Origin of the sequence: Spirosoma spitsbergense DSM 19989 (assembly GCF_000374085.1) — a bacterium.
In the GTDB taxonomy this organism is placed as follows: Bacteria; Bacteroidota; Bacteroidia; order Cytophagales; family Spirosomataceae; genus Spirosoma; species Spirosoma spitsbergense.
This window is the reverse complement of sequence record NZ_KB893555.1, coordinates 15,972-32,258: the sequence shown is the minus strand read 5'-3', so window position 1 is coordinate 32,258 and position 16,287 is coordinate 15,972. Positions and strand designations below refer to the sequence as shown.

Here is a 16,287-nt window from a genome sequence, read left to right as displayed (position 1 = left end):
CGTAAAGTCCAACACCCGGATACAGCCCTCGCAAATTCGCAGCGGCCGTATCCGGGTGTTGGACTGAAGTGACGTCCATGTGAAAAATAGCCGCGTCCCATACGCATGAGATAGTGCGGCTATTTAAAAAAAACAGACTACCTGGTGATTTTGAAGGAATCCAGCTCCTTGCCGTCCACGTCAATCTGCTTAACGGTCATAGTTTTGTCGTTTATGTCCACCACCGTCAGCGAATTAATGTTAGAGTAGAATTTGGTGGTGAACTTCTGCCAGGAATCGGGGTCATTGTTTTGTTCGGGGTTGTAGAGTTCCTGCCCACCCGCGCCCGTCACGAGGTAGATAATACCGCTGGGTTTAGTGTTCGTCTTTCCATCGAACGATTTATCAAGCGTCCAGCGTCCGTTCACTACCCGGCCCCGTGCTTTGGTACTGCCCATACTGGCCACCAGTAATACGCCTTTTTTATCCGGCACAAACGTCATTGGATACGACCGCTGGTAATTATGCACGTGGCCATTGAACACCACATCGACCTTGCCTTGCTCGAATACGGGCGAGAGTAAACGCATGTGCTGCTGCTCGAAATGCTCCCGCGATGAGTTGAAACCCGGATGATGAAACATCACAAACCGCCATGTGGCTTTCTGAGCGGCTGGCGATGCCAAATCGGCGGCTACCCAGTCGGTGATGGTTTTGTCGGTAAAGTCAACATATGGGTTGGAGTCAAGTACCGTCCAGTGAGCATTGCCGTAATCGAACGAGTAGTTTGCCATTTTGAGGTAGGCATCTCCGGCGGCCGTCTGAAAAGCCGTCCGATTATCAGCCGAAGCGGTGAGGGTAGGCACCATTGGGCCACCTTCCACGCCCTGCGGCCCGTTGAGGGGCTGGTTCCAGTAGTAGAAATACGCCAGTGCATCGGGGTACTTGTTCAGGTCCCGGGTGTCGGTATCATGGTTGCCGGGAGCCACAATCATCGGCACCGACCGCAGCAGGGGAGCACCCTCAGCGGTAGTCTGGTCAGCATTATAGATAGGCCAGAACCGTGACCGGTACTCCGAAATGAGCCCGCGTTCGTATACGATATCGCCGGGTACAACCACCATATCGGGTTTGGCGAGCATGGCCTGCGTGGCCAGTTTTTTCTGGGCGGCCGTTTCGGCGCCAATATCGGCGAAGGCCACAAACCGGTACGGCTGGGTAGACGCTTTGGATGCCTGCCCTTCGGCCGTAAATACTTCTTTCTTACCCTGCAACACCCGGTAGGTAAATTTTCCACCCGGCGTCAGGCCGGTCAGGGCTGCGTTATAGACCCGGTGCGGCTCGATACCAGCAACCGCCACCCGAATAGACGTTGGGACAGCCGTTTTCTTCCAGGGACCACTAGTTCCCATCCGGTATTCGACCGTCCAGTCCGCATCGTTATCCGGCGCGTGCCAGAGTAGTTGCAGGTTGTCCGGAGAAGGCGTACGCCCGATTTGCAGGTATGGCTTGGCAATGAAATTATCCTGTGCTGTTGTCAGCTTACAACATAGCAGAGAGAAGAGCAGGAATGGAAGGGTAATTAATTGCTTCATTGGGGAGGTGGGTTGGGGTAAATGAATAATGGACAATGTAAAATGGATAATCAGCCGTTGCAATAATTATTCATTTTACATTGTCCATTCAATCAATGCTGATTCCCTTTTCCGTTGGATGGGTAGGCACCAATGTCGGTGCTGGGCGCCGTTATTTCCGTAGAGCCGTAGCGTTCGCTGATCGGCACCACGTTCAGCGGGGTAAAGCCCGTCGTGCCTTTGCCCAAAGCGGGTGATGTAGGCTGGAGCCGGAAATTGAAGGTACCAACAAAGCTGGCGTCCGCAATTTTCTTCGTGGCTACGTAGGGCAGCGGGAAATTCACGAACAGCGGGTTGTTTTTCTGTACGACTGCTGTACCGTCATATGCCTGACCGGGCTTATAGCCTGTTGGCAGAAACGTTGATGGAGCCGGAATATCGGTCGTTTGTGGCTTGGTGGTAAAGCCGACCGGATAGATCTGGTTGGCCATCTTCAGCGAATCGACGTAGTTGTAGTTATTGCTGTACTTGATGTTCGAGGTGTCGGCTACCACCAGCGAGTTACCCGCATAGGAGGCTGTAGCCCCCACGATACGCGGGCCGTATTTGCTATCGACAATCAGGTTATTGTAGTAACCGCCTTTGGCCCCGTTCTCATAGTTGATCGAGCCACCCCGTCCGTCGGACGACCGGCGCCAGCCGTTGGCCACCATCGTATTATTGTACATCAGGATGTTGGTCTGTGGCTGGGTAGGCGATTGCCCGTCATTGGACGCTTTCGGGCCGTTGGTAGCCATGCCGATAATCAGGTTGTAAGCAAAATTGCCGACGGTACCCCCTTTGATATTGAACGCTTCGCCCCCGGTAAAGCCGCATTTCTCGAAGGTGTTGCGCATAATGTTGTACTTGCCGCCAAACGGACGACATGGATCATCGACTGCACCATACACCCACGAATCTTCCAGTACTACGATACCGTCCGAATTCTTGGAGGTCAGCGTATAGGCGTTGGCTCCGTTGGCCAGGAACGATACCGGCGATGTGCCGAGCTTGCCACCGCCAAAATCGAGGTGGGTCCACTTAATGATGATGTTTTTGAAGGTCGTTTCACCCGCAATACCACCCCAGAAGCCTTTGTAGGCCGGGTCGGTAGTAGGGTCAGCACCGAGCGTTTCGTTTTTAACCGCTACCGAAGATGGCACGGTGAAGTAGATTGGCTTAGCCTGCGTGCCAAGTGATAACAACGACCCTTTCACGACGAAATACCAGGCACCCTTACCATCGAACAGCACTTTGGCGCCCGGCTGAATCAGGAGCGTGTCGCCTTCGTTGATAAACACATCGCCCGTCACGTTATAGGTCGAATCCGACTTCAGCGTGCCTTTGATCGAACCCTGGAGCGGTGTTTTGGTGCTCACAGCCTGCCCGACGCTAAACAGCGGTGCCGACACGACTACGTCTTCGCTGGAACTATTACAGCCAGACAGCGCAGCTACCAGTCCGGCAGCCAGGATACCGTATTTGATTTGGTTTTTCATTGTACTTTATTTTGGGTAATTGATTGAAAGGAGAGTGTACAGTGAAGAATGTAAAATGTATAATGAAGGAGGTGCCTATTGTCTTTCCATTGTACATTATCCATTGTTCATTGATTTTATCGTTTATACCGGATGCCCAGCAGATAGCTCTGGCCGAACACGTCTTTTTGCACCGTAATGCGGTCGGTGTGATCCTGATCGGGGTAGCCGACGAGTGTGTTAGGCCGCAGAATATCCACGATGATCGGGTTGTTGAGCAGGTTGGTCATCTTGGCAAACACGCTAACCCGCGTGCCGAAGCGTTTCTCCGCCGAGAAGTCGACCTGCGAGGTGCCGCGCTGCCAGTAATCGAGGTCTTTATAGGCCGATACGATATTGATGCGCTTGCCGGTGTACACCCAGGCCAGCTGCGCGTCAATGCCCGTCTGACTGCTTTTATAGATCAGTGACAGGTTGGCGATGTGGTCTGACTGACCCTGTAGCGGGCGGGTTTGCTGTTGGGTGGTCGCCACTGTGCTGCCGTTGGCATCGCGTCCGTACACCCGTTTCGTAGTAGTGATGCGCGAGTGTGTGTAGGTGTAGTTACCCGAAATGCCCCAGTTGCTGATGTAGTGCGAGAACACCAGTTCTGCACCGTAATTCAGCGCGTTTCCGTAATTAATGGGCTGATAGACAATATTATTCTGCGCCAGATCGCTGAAGCCGTACTCGATAGGATTCTTGATGTTCTTCGCGAAAGCGCCTATCAGTAGTTGTTCGTTGCCACGCGGAAATAGTTCATACCGCGCGTCGAGGTTGTCGGCTACGCTGTGTTTGAGGTTGTAATTGCCCGTTTCGGTGTAGAAATCACCGGGAAACGAAGCCGGTACCAGCTCAAAATAGCCCGGCCGGCTAATGCCCCGGAAGTAGGACAGACGGATATTCTCACGGGCCGACAGTTTGTATTTAAAGTGCAGGCTTGGCAAAATATCCAGATACTGAATTTTACCGGTCTTGCCCGTTGCCGTCACGGGCAGTTGCGATACGTAGGACTGCTGCGTGTTCTCAGCCCGTACACCGCCCAGAATCTGCCAGTGGTCATTGTTGTATTTACCCTGGATGTAGGCAGCCCCTACCTGCTCTTTGGCTGTGTAGTTATTGGCGTTTGTGCTGTCGGGGTAGGCGTAGGATTCGGGCCGGAACGAGAAAATGGCCTTGTCGACGCTGGTAAACACCTGCCGGTCGCCACCGGGTAGTACCGTCGACAGCTGGTAATCGTTGTAGTAATTATTGCGGTCTTTATCGCGGAACATCCCCCCGGCCGACACCTCGAAACCCGGAGCAACCGTGTAATTGAGGTTTACGTAACCGGCCAGGTCACGGTCGTTATTTCGGGTCCAGATGTAGTTCAGGTTATTGATATACAGTGTTGATTGCTGGGAAACGCCATCCGGCGCCAGTGCCGTGCGACTCGTTATCGACAGGTCGGTCCAGCCAGGTGTCTGGCTTTTGGCCAGCGAATACACCGCCGACCAGTTCAATTTTAATTTCCCCGTTAGAGCGTGGTCGCCCTGGAGGCTAGCGTTATAGACGTTCTGCCGCCGAAATACCGAACGGTCGGTGGTGGTAACGTCGCCAATCTGAACCAGCTGATTGCCCAGTACGGTGCGGTGCTGCTTATCGTCGAGCTGCATGAACAGCCCATATAAGCTAATCTTATTGGCTTCGTTGAAGACGTAATCGGTTTTGAGGTTCAGGCCCAGCCGCGCCTGCTCATTGGAGTATTTGCGTTGCTCCACAAACTCAAAAATGGGCGTGTTCGGTACGGGGTCGGGTGAGGGCTGACCGAAGAGCCGCAGGAAGGTGGTTTCGCTGCCCCGGTAGGTGTGCTGATACGAACCTCCAACCAGAAAGCCCAGCCGTTTGTTGAGCACCCGATTGCCAATCGACAGGCTCAGCAGACCGTTTGCCGGCAGCTTTACGTTCTGATACTGCGCCGTTTTGGTCGAGAAATCCGACGGTTGGGCTGCGTAGCGGTTGCTGCCCGCCACTTCGGAGGGGGAGCGGAAGTTGATACCTGATGTACTGAACCCCGAAAACGGCTGACTGCTGAGCATTTGACTGTAGCCGCCCGATGCTGTCGCGTTAATAACCAGATAATCGGGTGCCGAGCGCATAATCATGTTCATGGCCCCCCCGATGGCATCACCTTCCATGCTGGGCGTGAGGGCTTTCACTACTTCCAGCCGTTCGAGCAGATCGGCCGGGAAAATATCCATCGGCACGTAGCGGTTCTTGTTGTCGGGTGAGGGAATCTTGATGCCGTTGACGAGTGTGTAGTTATACCGCTTGTCCATGCCCCGGATAATGGCAAACTGGCCGTCGCCGGTGCTGTTCCGCACGACCGATACGCCGGATACCCGCTGGAGTACATTACCCACCGTAATATCGGGCAGCAGTGAAATCGCTTTGGCCCCAATGATGTTGAGCACATTGTCTGCTTTCTGCTCGGTTTTGCGGGTGCTGTTCTCGCTCTCCCGGTCGCCCCGTCCCGAAATTACTACCTCAGACAGATCATTACTGGAACTGTTCAACGCTATATTTTGGGAGATCGTACCGCTTCCAACGGTCAGTGTCTGGGTTAATGTTTTGTAGCTGACGTAGCTAACGGTAAGTTTATACGTTCCCTCCGGTACGTCGCGCAGGGTGTAGCTGCCATCCAGTCCCGTAACAACACCTTGTTTTGTCGTTTCTCCGTCCGATTTAGTTAAGGTAACGGTAGCACCTATTAAGGATTCACCGGTTTGGGCATCAGTTACGTATCCTTTGATGGTAGCCGCTTTAACCGCCAAACTGCTGACAAACAAACTAATCAGTAAAATATATCGCATAGTATTCTGGTTTACATCCGAAAAAGCATGAACCTCCGGCCCCTGTTCAGGGCATAGTTGGCCGGAACGAATCTGGCTGAGTTTACCGGGTGACTTTAGGTCTGACCCAGACGCGCATTTATTGTTTCTGGCCCGGGCCGTATACGTACACGCCGAAAGTACCGGGCACCGGTGTTTTGCCATCAGCCTGCAGATCGGCACCACTGAGATAAATACGATGGGTAGTGCCCCGGTGAACCATCGTTTTCAGGCCCGGTTTCGTGGTCAGCGTCTGCACAACCGCGTATGTATCGGGCGACTCCTGCCGAACGATGGTGACATTCCCTTGTCCGTTGGAAGCCATGACCAGCTTCGTTTCCTTATCGAAGACCACCGCATCGACCCCGCCACCAATCGGCAGTGTCTGAACGACTTTGCCGTTCGAGGCATCCATCACCACCAGCATTTGAGGTTTGCGGCAAACCGAAAACAGGCGATTCGTTGCGGCATCGTAGGTCAGACCGGTAGGTACACCGCCGGGTGCCACGGCGTACTTATTCTTTACGGCAAAGGTTTTGGCGTCGATCTCGACGATCTCGTTGGTATCTTCATTATTATTGAAGATGCTGCCTTTCTCATTCGACACGGCAAACTCCGGTGCGCCCCCCATCTCAACACTACCAACTACCTTATCGGTTGTCGCGTCGATTGCCACGGCATTGCCGCTACCGTTATTGAACACGAAAATCTGCTTTGTGGCTTTGTCGTACAAGATGGCATCAGCTTTTTTGCCTGTTACCAGAATCGTTTGCAGAACCTTAAAGGTGTCGTAATCGAAAACGGTTATGGCGTTATCAGCACCGTTGGTGATGTATCCTTTGTTCAGATCCTTGGCCAGTGCAATACCATGCACACCTTTCAATCCGGTTATCTCGCCGATGGGCTGGTCGGTTTTGAGGTCGATGATGTGTACCCGGTCGAAGTGTGAAACGAAGAGCCGTTCGCGTTCGCCGTCCATTTTCAGATAGTCCCACTTGCCGTTGCCGGTGGGCAAACTGATTTTTTTGATGAACGAATACGTAGGTACTGACTGAGCCAGTACGAACGAATACATACAAACCAAAACCAGCGTAATTAGCTGTCTTTTATGGGTTAGCATACAGGGAGATCCAGGGATAGTCTATTTTTCTGCAAATGTAAGTAGTTGATTATTAGTGAAATGCCTCTTATTTTTTCTTTACAGAAAAGTAATAATCAGATTAAAATAATCAGTACAAAATCTGAAGTTTTTAACGGGATTGGCGTATTCTCCAGGATAAAAGGCAGTATATCAGCGTACATTCTACCGATAGTAAATGCAGGTGGAAAGGAGGGATTAAAGAATGGGAAATGATACCATGCCTGATGTTAAGAAATTGAAAAAGCAGCGGGGTTGAATCTATATTATTGTTAATACGACCCATGTAACTATCAGGAAGGAGAGTAGCCTGGAATTGCTATGTACTTTTAGCTGTCAGTTGGGATATCTGCCTGATAGACTGTAATAGACTTATGAAGCATTTTTTGACTGGGGTAGCAACGGGTCTGGCCATCGCCTATCTGATCGCTCCCCACTCGGGTAAAAATACCCGAAACCAATTGGCCACAGCGGTCAACAACCAGAAGGTGGACCTGGAAGAACAATGGCTACGGATTGAAAGCCAGTGGGAGAAAACCGTTGAGCAGGTCAGGCATTTGATAGACACGATAAAGTCGTTTGCCCCCTGAGCCAGTACAGTAAGGCCTGAATGCCTGTAGCTAACCAATTGCCCTGCAACGAATAATCATGCAAAAATCACTACATACACTAGCGTTACTCGTGCTAACCATTCCGTTGGCACTGGCCCAGAAATCAGCCTCCCGCGAAGAGTGGGTCCGTATTTTCAACGGAAAAGACCTCAGCGGCTGGGACATCAAAATTGCCGGATTACCGCTCAATGAAAATTATAAAAACACGGTTCGGGTCGAGGATGGTATGATGCGGATTGCCTACGACCAGTACAAAACCTTCGATGGGAAATACGGCCACATCTATTACAAAAAGCCGTTCTCCTATTACCGGGTCCGCTTTATGTACCGGTTTTTAGGGGAGCAGACCCCCGGCGGTGACACCTGGAATGTGCGAAACAGTGGCGTGATGGTCCACTCGCAGTCGGCGCAAAGCCTGTCTTTAAATCAAACCTTTCCTGTATCGCTTGAACTCCAGTTGCTGGGTGGTTTGGGCAAAGGGGTTAGGCACACGGGTAACGTCTGCACCCCCGGCACACAGGTCCATATGAATGGTAAACTACAGAATGAGCACTGCATCGACTCCGACTCGAAAACCTACGACGGCGACCAGTGGGTAACGGCCGAAGCCATTGTCCTGGGCGATTCTATTGTCCACCACGTTGTTAATGGCGATACCGTCCTGACATTTGAACGCCCGCAGGTAGGCGGAGGTTTTACCGCTCCCGACAACTGGCAGTCGGGGCATTTTAGTGACGAAGCGGCCAGGTACTGGATTAGCCGCGCCAACACGCCCCTCGGCGAAGGCTACATTGCATTGCAGGCGGAGAGCCACCCCATTGATTTTAAAAACGTGGAAGTGCTCGACCTGAAAGGTTGCATGGACCCTAAAGCACTGAATTATAAATCGTATTTCGTGAAGTCCGACAATACGCAGTGCCAGTATAAAAAGCGGTAAATTCTCTGTTCAGGCTCCCGCATGAAGCGTATAACCAGTATTGATGTAGCCCGTGGTCTGGTCATGGTTATCATGGCCCTTGACCATGTGCGCGATTTGCTGCATACACCCGCCCTGACGCAGAATCCTACGGACTTAACTACTACGACACCCGCTCTTTTTATGACCCGCTGGGTTACGCATTTGTGTGCCCCAACATTTGTATTCCTATCCGGAACATCAGCTTATCTATCGCTCCGGAAGCAGGTTACCTCCGGCCAGCCTGGTGGATCGGGGCGGCAATTCCTGCTAAAGCGCGGTTTGGTCCTCATCGGGCTCGAGTTGACCATCATCAACTTTGCCTTCTGGTTCGATATCCACTTTCAAACCATCATGCTACAGGTGATTTACGCCATTGGGGGTGGTTTAGTGTTGCTGTCCCTGTTTTCGAGGCTACCGGTAAAGTGGGTCGGGATTATCGGGTTGTTGATTGTATTCGGGCATAACCTGTTGCAGGGTGTACCTGCCTTTAGTAATCCGGCCGCTCGATTAGGGTGGTCCTTACTGTTCCGAACGGACTTGTTCGCGGTCAGTCCCACCTTTACCTTGCTGGTGGGTTATCCGCTTGTTCCCTGGCTGGGCATACTGTTGCTGGGTTTTGCCTGCGGGCGTTTAATGGAACGGCCACCCGACGAGCGAAAACTACTGCTGCTGCGCATCGGCCTGGTGGTACTGGGCCTGTTTATCCTGCTCCGCTTCCTGAATCGCTATGGCGACCCGGCTCCGTGGACTCCGCAGAAGAACGGGCTATTCACCCTGCTATCCTTCATTAACCTGACAAAGTACCCGCCTTCGCTGTTGTATGACCTGCTGATGCTCGGCCTGATGCTGGTATTTCTGGCTGGGATAGACGGGGTTACCAACGCTTTTACTCACTGGCTGATGGTGTATGGCAAGGTGCCGATGTTTTATTATATACTGCATTGGTATCTGGTGCATCTGTCCATGCTGGCCATGAGCTTCGGGCAAGGCTATTCGTGGGCCGAAATACCCACGGGACCCCTGAATTTTGGCCGACCGGCGGGGGCTGGTATTTCCTTGCCCGGTGTATATGCTGTTTGGTTCGGGTTGGTGCTGTTGCTGTATCCAGCCTGCCAGTGGTATGGCCGCTATAAAGCCCGGCACCCCGAAATTGGGTGGTTACGGTATGTGTAGATTTTGTTGACCGGCAGCTTTTACTGCTGAATGAGAGAGATACTGGTTCAGATTCGAAAATTGGCCTGAATACCAGCTTGTTTTGGTTCCTTATCCGGATGCGTTTAGTTAATTGACAGGCATTAAACACGATAGTAGGTAGAGAATACATACATTTATTCTATGGTAAACCGGTTTGCAAATCAGATAGCCATCGTTACGGGTGGTGCCGAAGGTATCGGAAAAGGCATTGCCCGGCGGCTGGCAATGGAAGGGGCCACTGTGGTACTATTCGACATCAACCATGTAGCCCTCCAGCGTACGGTAGCTGATTTTACCGGGCAGGGCTTTGCCGTCACGGGCCACATTGTCGATGTGTCGCAGGAGAGTTCGGTTGAGAAAGAAGTGCAGTCCGTCGTTGATACGGTCGGCCGCCTGGACATCATGATCAATTCGGCGGGAATCGTTGGGCCAACCAGCACCAAAATCACGGACTATTCCGTCGCCGATTTTGACCGGATGTACCACACTAATCTGCGGGGCGCTTTTCTAATGACCAAGTACGCCCTGAAAGCGATGGAGAAAAGCAATTACGGGCGTATTCTGCACCTGGCTTCCATTGCCGGTAAGGAAGGGAACCCATTCATGACGGGCTACTCGTCCACGAAAGCAGGCGTAATCGGGCTGGTGAAAGGTATCGGAAAAGAGTATGCCGAAACGGGCATCACCATCAATGGACTGGCCCCGGCCGTTATCAGTACGGCGATGAACAAAGAAACTGCTCCCGAACAGTTGGCTTACATGACCGCCAAAATACCCATGAAACGGCTGGGTACGGTGGAGGAGGTGGCGGCAATGGCGGCCTGGATTGTGTCGGAAGAAGCCAGCTTTACCACCGGGTTTATCTTCGATTTGTCGGGCGGACGAGCCACGTATTGAGTAGGGTAGTTGTAGAGACCACACCCGGAACCCATCAATCGTTGGGCCGGACGTTGATTCTGTCGGGATTGTCTGTCGGCTTAAAAACCGAATGGGGGCACTCCCAACCCGGAAACAGGCATTCGGCCGCTTTCTTTTTGGCTCCGTATCGGAAATAGGTAGTTTTGTCCATAAACCAAGCATACTATGTCCAACCGTCTGACGACTTCGCAAAAATGGCAACTCGCCCTGAGCGTGTTCGTTATTTACTGGCCTATTCGTTTGTATGTCAACATAGGGACCTGGACGCAGGCCATGATTACCCGTAGTATACCCTTCTGGATTTTGGAAATCGTCCTGAGCGTTCTGTTTTTTTACGCCTGGATTACCGTGACGGAACTGCTGCAGCAACGGCTGTTCAAACAGTTTGGCGAAGGGTTTCTGATTGAGTTCAAGATACCGGCCCAACTGGCTACGCTGGCCATTGCCAGCGCTCTGGCCCTGTGTTTCAACTTTGCTTTTTACGGAATCTGGCATGGGCTGGACAGTACGCTGGAAAAGCAGTTTGGTATTCGTAAAGAACAGGATATTCGTCCCCAGCAGGCAGAACTGCCACCGGTTGTTCAGGAAGAACGGCGCAAACGGTCCGAACAGCGTCGGCGGGTGAATAACGGCCTGACCGTAATGGCCATGCTGTCGGCATTCTATCTGGCGGCTAACCGCCGTACCTACCGGCGGCTGGAAGATGTGCAGGTACGGGCCGAACGGCTGGAAAAGGAAAACGTTCAGGCCCAGTTTGCCGCGCTGAAAAGCCAGGTCAACCCGCATTTTCTGTTCAACAGTCTCAGTATTCTGTCGTCGCTGATTCATGCCGATGCCGAACTGTCCGAAAAATTCATCGACCAGCTATCGCGGGCGTACCGCTATATTCTGGAGCAGAAAGACAATGAGCGCGTACTGCTCAAAACCGAGCTGGAGTTTATTCAGGCCTACCGGTTTTTGCTCAATATACGCTTCGAGAATAAATTCGATGTAATCATCAACGTGCCCGAAACGGACCAGACGCGCTACAGCATCGCTCCGCTGACCCTCCAGTTATTGGTCGAAAATGCGGTGAAGCATAACCGGATGTCGGCCAAAGAACCACTACAGGTGCAGATTCAACTGGAAGATGACAACCTCGTGGTGCGCAATAACCTGCAACCCCGTCCGCAGTCGGAAAGCTCAACGGGCATGGGGCTTCAAAACATCATTACCCGGTATACCCTGCTTACCAAACGACCCGTTTGGGTGGGTGAAAGCGACGGTAGTTTTGTCGTGAAAGTGCCGCTGTTGGTCAACGAACGCATGAGCGGCCTGCCCGTCGATGAATTTGCCTCCGAACGGGCCGGAGTCGTGCTGGGCTGAGGCCCTTTTCACCCAACAAACAGATAGCGCTTTAGCGCACTTTTTCCATTCACTGTACCGGACTGCCGGCGGATTACCGGTTTTTTGACAAATGAACGTAGTCATTATTGAAGATGAAAACCTGACGGCCAAACGGCTCGAGAGTCTGCTCCATAAATATGATCCGGCCATTACCGTATTGAACCAGATTCCGTCGGTGGCCGAAGCGGTGGCTTGGTTTAAAGAACCCCATCCGCCCGTGGAACTGGTGTTCATGGACATTCACCTCGAAGATGACCTGGGTTTTCGTATTTTTGAACAAACACCCCTGATCGTGCCGGTCATTTTCACGACCGCCTACGATGAGTACATGATTCAGGCGTTTAAGGTCAACAGCATCGACTACCTCCTCAAACCCATCAACTACAACGAACTGGTAGCGGCTATCGAGAAATTTAAAGCCCTGAAAAAACAGTTTGGGCAGGAGGCCGCCCCCGCTCCCGACATTGAAACGCTGCTCAGCCTGATCGGAAAATCGAAACAGACCGATTATAAAGACCGGTTTATGATCACGGTGGGGGCAAAAATCCGCAGTGTCGAAACCACTGATATCGCTTATTTTTATCTCGAAGAGAAAATTGTCTTTTTAGTGACCAAAGATGGCCTGTCGCTCCCCGTCGACTACAGCCTGGACAAGCTGACGCAGTTGCTCAATCCGCGGCAGTTTTTCCGCATCAGCCGCCAGTTTCTGGTGTCACTGCCTGCCATTCACCTGATTCATGCCTACTCGGCGGGTAAGCTCAAACTGGACCTGGCACCCAAATCCCGGCAGGAAGTATTCGTCAGTGGCGACCGCATGACCGAGTTTAAAGAGTGGCTGGGTAAGTAGTTCGGCCTGATAACCGTACCTTTGCGGTATGGACAAACCAGACCAGCCCCGTCGGGCACGCGGTCAGCGTACCGACACGAAACTGCCCGTATCAGAACCCATCCAGTTGATGGCGTTCCTGATCGCCCAATTGCCGCATAAGAACCGGAGCAACATCAAATCATTGCTGAGTAACAAACAGGTATTGATTGATGGAAAAGTGTTTACCCAGTTTAATCATCCGCTGCAGCCGGGGCAGATTGTGACCGTTGCCGCCAACCGCGTTCCCGAAGTGGCGCAGTACCGGGGGCTAACCATTTTGTACGAAGACCCGGCCATAATCGTCATTCACAAGCACGCCGGGCTGCTGTCGATGGCTACCAACAAAGAGCGGGATCGCACCGCCTACGGTATCCTGAGCGAATACGTCAAGAAAATAAATCCCCAGCATAAAATATTCATCATTCACCGGCTGGACCGCGAAACATCGGGCGTGATGATGTTTGCCCGGAGTGAACATGTCCAGCGCCTGATGCAGGAGTCGTGGAATGCTACCACCAAACAACGTACCTACGTGGCGTTGGTGGAAGGGGTTCCGGAACCCCAGAAGGGAACCATCACATCGTACCTGCGTGAGAGCAAGGCCCTGATCGTGTATTCGAGCCAGAACCCGGACAATGGGCAGTTGTCCATTACCAACTATTCGGTACTTAAGTCGGGTAATGGTTTTTCGCTGCTGGAACTGGAACTGGAAACGGGCCGGAAAAACCAGATTCGGGTACACATGCAGGATATTGAGCATCCTATAGTGGGTGATGTTAAATACGGTGCCAAAACCAACCCAATTGGGCGGCTGGGTTTACACGCCGAAGTCCTGGCCTTTGAGCATCCCACAACGGGAGAATCCATGCGTTTCGATGCCCCCGTACCAAAGGTTTTCCTTACGGCGGTGAAGGAGAAAGTGGAGGAGTAGACAAGCTGGTTTATACGCCTGAGCCTACTCCACTTACTGCATAATCCTGTAGCGCAGTAACACCCAGATGGCTTCGATTCCGTCGAACCACGAAATCTTTTTGCCCTCGGCAACCGACCGGGGGTAGTAGCTGATGGGTAGCTCTTTGATGCGAATACCGTGCTTGGCGACTTTGGCGGTTACTTCCGGGCAAAACTCAAAGCGGGTACAGTTGAGGGGAATCGAGCGCAGGAAGTCCGCGTCGAATACTTTGTAGCAGGTTGGCTCGTCGGTAAGCCGCTGGTTGTACAGGATGTTGGTCAGCAGCGTAACGACCTGGCCACCAATATAAAAACTCATGTACGAGTGACGATTTTCCGGTTTAAGGAATCGGGACCCGTAAATTACTTTTTCTTTCCCTTCGGCAATGGGTTTCACCAGCGCCAGATAATCCTGGGGTTCGTACTCTAGGTCGGCATCCTGCACAATGGCAATAGTACCGGTCATGTATTTGATGGCTGTACGGATAGCTGCCCCCTTTCCCTGGTTATGATCGTGCAGAACCACCTTAATATTCGGTACGGATGCGTAGGTAGCCAGCCGGTCGCGGGTGCCATCGGTGGAGCCATCGTCTACAATGATAATTTCTTTATCGAGGGGAACAGCCTGAATTTTTTCGAGTAGCGTATCAATGGAGTTAATCTCATTATAAGCGGGTATCAGAACAGAGAGCAGCATGAAGCAAAGATAAGGGAAAAGAGAAATGAACAGCGAATGGGTTATTTTCGTACCCAGTAAGGGTACGAAAAACGGGGATCACTCACCCGAACAAAGTCCTTCTGCAAACCAGTTCTCATCTGTTGAATGGCCCGCCTGTTGACAGGCTCATGGAGGGCCGTACTATCGTCGATCAGGCTGGCCCGGTTGCCAAACACCACAAATTTCAGGCTGGTATCGGCCAGGGCCCGCTGGTAGGTGTTGGGGTGAGTGGTAAGATAATGCGTCGTTTGCATCTCGGTGAAAATAAAGGGCACATTAGGCTCCCGGTCCGACAGATAATATAAAGGCATGGCGTTATCGAACAACAACACATTGCCATTGGGGCCAGCTTTTTCCCGGATAAATGCCCCGGCCTGCTCCTCATCCCGGTAGTCGGCCAGGGTTGTAAAGCGTTTGATGGTTTGGGGCCGGTAGAGCAGCAGACTAATCAGCAGCAGTATGGCAAACCCGCCACTTCCCATTAGCAGCAACCGGTAAGGCACGTTTTGGTGGCGGGACTCGTAGCGTTTAAGCCATTCATCGGCCAGGAAAGCGAGGTGCAGGCAGAAGAACACGGCGGCCTGGAAAAAATAGTGGCTGGCCTGCGTCTTCAGCATCGGAACACAGGCAAAGGCCGCCAGTAATAAGGCCAGCCAGATAGCCGGTGTTTGCTGGTAAATGCTTCGGTAAGGACGTTGTACAACCAATAGGACCGACAGCATCAGTAACAGCAGCAGCCAGCTTATCTTGATCAGAAACTTAGTCAGGAACAGGGTATGGGCCGGATAACCACCAAACGGATAAATATACGTCCATTCGAGGTGCTCGTTCAGCCGGTCTGTCGCGTAAAAATACAGGGCCGATAGCAGGAGGGGAGCCGCAAAACCCGCCAGTACCCCCATTCCCCGACCCACCATGGGCCAGAAGGTGAGTCGTCCCGTTAGGGCCAGCACCAGGATAAATGCGCCAAAGCCAATTACGTAGAAAGCCGCCACGCTTTTGAAACACATGGCTATACCCAGCAGCAAACCCGCACCCAGCCATCGCCAGGGGTATTTACCATCCGTACGCGCCACCAGGGCGAAAGCGTTCAACCCGAAAATAGCAATCCAGCTTTCGGGTTCGAGGAAATTCATTTCCATGAAAAAGCAGCAAACTGCCGTCAGGGCAACGGTGAGCAGGGCTGCTCGTTCACGGAAAATCCGGGCTGCCCGCCATGCCGACACCAGTATACCCGTGGCCAGCAGTGTAATCAGGGCCGACACACTCGTGTGGTTGTAGCCCCCCAGCAGGTTCAGCAGCACGTTCGTGGAGGCATACAACAAATACGATTTTGAGGGGATAAAGTCGTACAACGTATACCCTTCATTGAGGGTACGGGCAATAATCAGGTACTCGTACGCATCGTATCCGTAACCGGAATTGTAGGTGAACAGAAAAAAGAAAGGACAGAATAGGGCCAGAATCAATAAAAACCGCGTCATAAAAGGCTATCAGGGCGCAAAAAAACTGCGTATTAAGCAGCAAATGTACTTGTTTACGAATAAGTGATTGACCCCGTTTGCA

The 16,287-nt window shown here is 52.1% G+C and carries 14 protein-coding genes; 7 read left to right on the top strand and 7 right to left on the bottom strand.

The features are described 5' to 3' along the window. Window positions 1-137: 137 nt before the first annotated feature. The 4 genes from B157_RS0118895 to B157_RS0118880 form a co-directional block, all read right to left on the bottom strand. Complete coding sequence (locus B157_RS0118895; RefSeq protein ID WP_020604875.1) at window positions 138-1,574, bottom strand: metallophosphoesterase; 1,437 nt, start codon at window positions 1,572-1,574, stop codon at window positions 138-140. 92 nt (window positions 1,575-1,666) lie between these two features. After that, entirely contained in the window at window positions 1,667-3,091 is a 1,425-nt protein-coding gene (locus B157_RS0118890) for a hypothetical protein (RefSeq protein ID WP_020604874.1), read from the bottom strand. A 116-nt stretch (window positions 3,092-3,207) separates the two neighbouring features. Continuing rightward, window positions 3,208-5,961: a TonB-dependent receptor gene (locus B157_RS0118885; RefSeq protein WP_020604873.1), complete on the bottom strand. Its 2,754-nt coding sequence runs from the start codon at window positions 5,959-5,961 to the stop codon at window positions 3,208-3,210. Between the two features lie 118 nt (window positions 5,962-6,079). Further along, window positions 6,080-7,099: a YncE family protein gene (locus tag B157_RS0118880; protein WP_026308800.1), complete on the bottom strand. Its 1,020-nt coding sequence runs from the start codon at window positions 7,097-7,099 to the stop codon at window positions 6,080-6,082. Between the two features lie 392 nt (window positions 7,100-7,491). Here B157_RS0118880 and B157_RS0118875 point away from each other — a divergent pair, with 392 nt between their 5' ends. From B157_RS0118875 to B157_RS0118860, 4 genes are all read left to right on the top strand, one after another. Next, on the top strand, window positions 7,492-7,707 hold the full coding sequence (locus B157_RS0118875) for a YtxH domain-containing protein (protein ID WP_020604871.1): 216 nt from the start codon (window positions 7,492-7,494) through the stop codon (window positions 7,705-7,707). Between the two features lie 58 nt (window positions 7,708-7,765). After that, complete coding sequence (locus B157_RS0118870; protein ID WP_020604870.1) at window positions 7,766-8,665, top strand: 3-keto-disaccharide hydrolase; 900 nt, start codon at window positions 7,766-7,768, stop codon at window positions 8,663-8,665. Window positions 8,666-8,686: 21 nt separating this feature from the next. Next, window positions 8,687-9,859 (top strand): acetyltransferase domain-containing protein, encoded by a 1,173-nt coding sequence (locus B157_RS0118865; RefSeq protein WP_020604869.1) that lies wholly within the window; start codon window positions 8,687-8,689, stop codon window positions 9,857-9,859. A gap of 162 nt (window positions 9,860-10,021) precedes the next feature. Beyond that, on the top strand, window positions 10,022-10,777 hold the full coding sequence (locus B157_RS0118860) for an SDR family NAD(P)-dependent oxidoreductase (protein ID WP_020604868.1): 756 nt from the start codon (window positions 10,022-10,024) through the stop codon (window positions 10,775-10,777). 34 nt (window positions 10,778-10,811) lie between these two features. Here the strand turns inward: B157_RS0118860 and B157_RS38370 are convergent, their stop codons facing one another. Then, the gene (locus B157_RS38370) at window positions 10,812-10,949 is read right to left on the bottom strand and encodes a hypothetical protein (protein ID WP_157618501.1); all 138 of its coding nucleotides are present in this window, start codon (window positions 10,947-10,949) and stop codon (window positions 10,812-10,814) included. Window positions 10,950-10,963: 14 nt separating this feature from the next. Here B157_RS38370 and B157_RS0118855 point away from each other — a divergent pair, with 14 nt between their 5' ends. From B157_RS0118855 to B157_RS0118845, 3 genes are all read left to right on the top strand, one after another. Then, a complete protein-coding gene (locus B157_RS0118855; RefSeq protein ID WP_020604867.1) occupies window positions 10,964-12,163 on the top strand; it encodes a sensor histidine kinase in 1,200 nt (399 codons plus the stop codon). A 91-nt stretch (window positions 12,164-12,254) separates the two neighbouring features. Beyond that, window positions 12,255-13,031 carry a LytR/AlgR family response regulator transcription factor gene (locus B157_RS0118850; RefSeq protein ID WP_020604866.1) on the top strand — a complete coding sequence of 259 codons (777 nt, stop codon included), beginning with the start codon at window positions 12,255-12,257 and terminating at the stop codon, window positions 13,029-13,031. Between the two features lie 28 nt (window positions 13,032-13,059). Next, window positions 13,060-13,983: an RluA family pseudouridine synthase gene (locus tag B157_RS0118845; RefSeq protein ID WP_020604865.1), complete on the top strand. Its 924-nt coding sequence runs from the start codon at window positions 13,060-13,062 to the stop codon at window positions 13,981-13,983. Window positions 13,984-14,016: 33 nt separating this feature from the next. On the opposite strand, the gene B157_RS0118840 is transcribed toward B157_RS0118845, so the two are convergent. Both B157_RS0118840 and B157_RS0118835 read right to left on the bottom strand, forming a co-directional pair. Continuing rightward, window positions 14,017-14,700 carry a glycosyltransferase family 2 protein gene (locus B157_RS0118840; RefSeq protein WP_020604864.1) on the bottom strand — a complete coding sequence of 228 codons (684 nt, stop codon included), beginning with the start codon at window positions 14,698-14,700 and terminating at the stop codon, window positions 14,017-14,019. Between the two features lie 41 nt (window positions 14,701-14,741). Further along, window positions 14,742-16,205 carry an ArnT family glycosyltransferase gene (locus B157_RS0118835; RefSeq protein ID WP_020604863.1) on the bottom strand — a complete coding sequence of 488 codons (1,464 nt, stop codon included), beginning with the start codon at window positions 16,203-16,205 and terminating at the stop codon, window positions 14,742-14,744. Window positions 16,206-16,287: the final 82 nt, after the last annotated feature.

Coding starts and splice junctions, on each gene's coding strand:
- B157_RS0118895 (WP_020604875.1), bottom strand. CDS start 1,574: ATGAAGCAATTAATTACCCTTCCATTCCTGCTCTTCTCTCTGCTATGT.
- B157_RS0118890 (WP_020604874.1), bottom strand. CDS start 3,091: ATGAAAAACCAAATCAAATACGGTATCCTGGCTGCCGGACTGGTAGCT.
- B157_RS0118885 (WP_020604873.1), bottom strand. CDS start 5,961: ATGCGATATATTTTACTGATTAGTTTGTTTGTCAGCAGTTTGGCGGTT.
- B157_RS0118880 (WP_026308800.1), bottom strand. CDS start 7,099: ATGCTAACCCATAAAAGACAGCTAATTACGCTGGTTTTGGTTTGTATG.
- B157_RS0118875 (WP_020604871.1), top strand. CDS start 7,492: ATGAAGCATTTTTTGACTGGGGTAGCAACGGGTCTGGCCATCGCCTAT.
- B157_RS0118870 (WP_020604870.1), top strand. CDS start 7,766: ATGCAAAAATCACTACATACACTAGCGTTACTCGTGCTAACCATTCCG.
- B157_RS0118865 (WP_020604869.1), top strand. CDS start 8,687: ATGAAGCGTATAACCAGTATTGATGTAGCCCGTGGTCTGGTCATGGTT.
- B157_RS0118860 (WP_020604868.1), top strand. CDS start 10,022: ATGGTAAACCGGTTTGCAAATCAGATAGCCATCGTTACGGGTGGTGCC.
- B157_RS38370 (WP_157618501.1), bottom strand. CDS start 10,949: ATGGACAAAACTACCTATTTCCGATACGGAGCCAAAAAGAAAGCGGCC.
- B157_RS0118855 (WP_020604867.1), top strand. CDS start 10,964: ATGTCCAACCGTCTGACGACTTCGCAAAAATGGCAACTCGCCCTGAGC.
- B157_RS0118850 (WP_020604866.1), top strand. CDS start 12,255: ATGAACGTAGTCATTATTGAAGATGAAAACCTGACGGCCAAACGGCTC.
- B157_RS0118845 (WP_020604865.1), top strand. CDS start 13,060: ATGGACAAACCAGACCAGCCCCGTCGGGCACGCGGTCAGCGTACCGAC.
- B157_RS0118840 (WP_020604864.1), bottom strand. CDS start 14,700: ATGCTGCTCTCTGTTCTGATACCCGCTTATAATGAGATTAACTCCATT.
- B157_RS0118835 (WP_020604863.1), bottom strand. CDS start 16,205: ATGACGCGGTTTTTATTGATTCTGGCCCTATTCTGTCCTTTCTTTTTT.